This is a genomic window from Candidatus Symbiopectobacterium sp. (assembly GCF_020054415.1).
In the GTDB taxonomy this organism is placed as follows: domain Bacteria; phylum Pseudomonadota; class Gammaproteobacteria; order Enterobacterales; family Enterobacteriaceae; genus Symbiopectobacterium.
Map to the genome: position 1 here is coordinate 1 of NZ_JAHWCO010000659.1, position 2712 is coordinate 2712.

General features: G+C 56.8%; 4 protein-coding genes. All 4 read left to right on the top strand.

Annotated features, from left to right (window positions below; translation table 11 throughout):
- The first annotated feature begins 120 nt into the window (after positions 1 to 120).
- From QZ506_RS19030 to QZ506_RS19045, 4 genes are read left to right on the top strand one after another with little or no spacing between them, the layout of a single operon-like run.
- Positions 121 to 525, top strand: coding sequence for a GPW/gp25 family protein (locus QZ506_RS19030; RefSeq protein ID WP_291973139.1), 405 nt, complete (start codon positions 121 to 123; stop codon positions 523 to 525).
- Entirely contained in the window at positions 522 to 1574 is a 1053-nt protein-coding gene (locus QZ506_RS19035) for a baseplate J/gp47 family protein (protein ID WP_291973145.1), read from the top strand. The genes QZ506_RS19030 and QZ506_RS19035 overlap by 4 nt, the downstream gene beginning before the upstream one ends.
- On the top strand, positions 1567 to 2208 hold the full coding sequence (locus QZ506_RS19040) for a phage tail protein I (RefSeq protein WP_291973141.1): 642 nt from the start codon (positions 1567 to 1569) through the stop codon (positions 2206 to 2208). The genes QZ506_RS19035 and QZ506_RS19040 overlap by 8 nt, the downstream gene beginning before the upstream one ends.
- A complete protein-coding gene (locus tag QZ506_RS19045) occupies positions 2141 to 2683 on the top strand; it encodes a phage tail protein (protein ID WP_291973143.1) in 543 nt (180 codons plus the stop codon). Before QZ506_RS19040 ends, QZ506_RS19045 begins: the two co-directional genes overlap by 68 nt.
- The last annotated feature ends 29 nt before the right edge of the window (positions 2684 to 2712 follow it).

The window sequence follows — 2712 nt, forward strand, 5'->3', positions numbered from 1 at the left end:
GGAGAACCATCAGCACAGTAACGGTCATGAGGGCAGGCCGACCGGCAAGCCGATATAAGCGCTTGCAGGCTTTAACGCGCTTTAATACCCCCTGTTGCCCGCCTGTGTCATGCTGCCGGTATGAAAAATGATTATGCAACATCCGTTTACTGGCAACCCGCGCTGAACCGTCCCGGCGAACGGGTTTCAGGACGGGCTGATATTGAGCAGTCCATTCGCATTATACTGGGTACGCCCTGTGGTACAGACCTGCATCGGCCAGATTTTGGCAGCAACCTGTACCGCTATCTGGATATGCCCATCGAGCAGGCTATTCCCCATGTCGTCAGAGAGACGGTTGACGCGCTGCGCCGCTGGGAGCCACGAATGCAACTCCTTGAGGTGAAACCGCGGGTCGACGCCGAACATCTCTGGTTACGGGTACGCTGGCAACCGATAACGGACGGCACGCCGCAGATAACGGAGGTTGCATGGCGTAAACGGACAAGAAGCCGGTCTTTGTCAACACCGATGCGGCGGCGCTGACCGCTGAAATGATAGCATGGTATGAAAAAGTCAGCGGCAGGACGCTCTATCCGGCGCAGGATGAACGGCTGCTGATTAACCTGATGGCTTATCGTGAGGCACTGGTACGACTGGCAATTCAGGATACTGCCGAGCAGAATCTGGTGGCCTTTGCGCGTGCCCCGATGCTGGACTATCTGGGTGAACTGGTCGGCGTATACCTGCTGGCGGCAGCGGCAGCCCGTACCCGCCTACGGTTTCAGCTCGAAGAGCCTCCCACCACACCGTTGGTCATTCCGGCGGGCACGCGCGTCAGTGCTCGCGACAGTATTGTTTTTGCCACCGATGAGGCTGTAACCCTGAGCGACACCACTGCCAACGTGACGGCCACCTGTGCCGAGCGCGGCACACTCGGCAACGGCTGGCAACCGGCACAAATCAGCACCTTGCTCGACGGCATCAACGATGCAGACCTCAGTGTGACCAATACCGAACCCAGTACCGGTGGTGCTGATCCGGAAGAGGATGAGCATCTGCGTGAGCGTATCCGGCTGGCCCCCGCGTCATTTAGCAACGCCGGTTCGCGCGAGGCGTACCGTTTTCATGCCATGAGCGCCCATCAGGATATCCGCGATGTGGCGGTGATGCGTCCGGTTCCGGGGACGGTAGCCCTTTATCCGCTGGTCAAAACCGGTCTGCCGTCCGACACCTTGCTGGCCCTGGTCAGCGGCACATGCGCGGATGAAAAGGTGCGCCCATTAACGGATACCGTCAAGGTGGCCTCGCCGGTTAAGGTGACTTACCGGATTGAAGCGGCTATCCGCGTTTATGCTGGCTACGATAGCGCCGAGGTCATGGCAGAAGTGAAGCAGTCCGCCCAGCGTTATATGGACAAGCAGGCCGCACAGCTGGGTCGTGATATCGTTCCCAGCCAGATACAGGCCATCCTCTCGGTCAACGGGGTTTACAGCGTCGAGCTTAAACAACCGACCCTGCAGGTGGTGAAAGAAAACGAATGGCCCTGGTGTGAAAACATCGACCTGAAGTTAGTGGGGGTGGTCAATGACTGATATCACACCCGATACCCCTGCCCACGAGACCTTACTGCCCCCGCCATTAGCCGACGATAGCCGCTTTCAGTGGCTGGCAATGTTAGCGGGCCGATTGCAGCAGCTTGACCTGACGCCGCTGCTGGTTTACCTGATGGGTATGACCGAAACCAGTGCCTTACCCTGGCTGGCCGAACAACTGTCGCTGACCGGCGATAATGGCTGGGATCTGGCCGAATCCGACGATGCCCGCCGGGCGATGCTGAAAAACGCCATTGAACTGCACCGCTATAAAGGTACTCCCTGGGCGGTACGTGAAGTCATTCGCCGTCTGGGCTTTGGGGAAGTCGAACTGAGCGAAGGGGAAGCGGCATTGGAGGAGACCCTGACCCGTACCTGGCCAGCAGAATGCCGCTGGGCGCTTTACCGGGTGGTATTGAAACAGATTATTACCAATGACCAGGCGGCACTGTTACGCCAAACGCTGGCGGCGTTTTCCCCGGCACGCTGTGAACTGGCGGCGCTCGATTACACCGCCGTCCCGTTACGCTATAACCACACCGCCCAGTATGACGGAGTTTATAATCATGGGAGCAGCCAAGATGAGTTATTTGAAAGAATCCCCAGCATGGGAAGACAGCATTTATCAGATTGAAACCTCAGACCCGGTATTGGGTGGCCCAGAGGGCATCACCAATCGACCGCCCAGGGAATTGGCCAATCGCACCGCCTGGCTAAAGCAGCAGCTGGAAGGCACACAAGCGGCCCTTGAGGCCCATGCCAATTCGCGCAACCATCCGGATGCCACATTGGCGGCGAAAGGGTTTGTGCAGCTGAATAATGCAACCTACAGCCAGGACGAGAGCACCGCAGCGACGCCTAAACTGGTCAATGATCGGGTCAATGCCATTGTCGACAATGCGCCACCAGATTTAGATACGCTGAACAAGCTGGCGCAAGCGATCAGCAATAACCCGAAATTTGCCGAAAGTGTGACGCAACTGCTGAGCCAGAAACTGGCGAAAAATGAAAATGGGGCCGACATCCCGGACAAAAATCAATTTATAGAACACCTTGTTTTTTGGAAAAAGAAAATCGGTGGATTAATAAGCAAGTTTTTAACACGCTAATTAGCGGCAATATTGATGGCAACGCGGCA

Bases quoted from the DNA above. Each gene is read 5' to 3' on its own strand.
- QZ506_RS19045 (WP_291973143.1), top strand. From the start codon at position 2,141: ATGGGAGCAGCCAAGATGAGTTATTTGAAAGAATCCCCAGCATGGGAA.
- QZ506_RS19040 (WP_291973141.1), top strand. From the start codon at position 1,567: ATGACTGATATCACACCCGATACCCCTGCCCACGAGACCTTACTGCCC.
- QZ506_RS19030 (WP_291973139.1), top strand. From the start codon at position 121: ATGAAAAATGATTATGCAACATCCGTTTACTGGCAACCCGCGCTGAAC.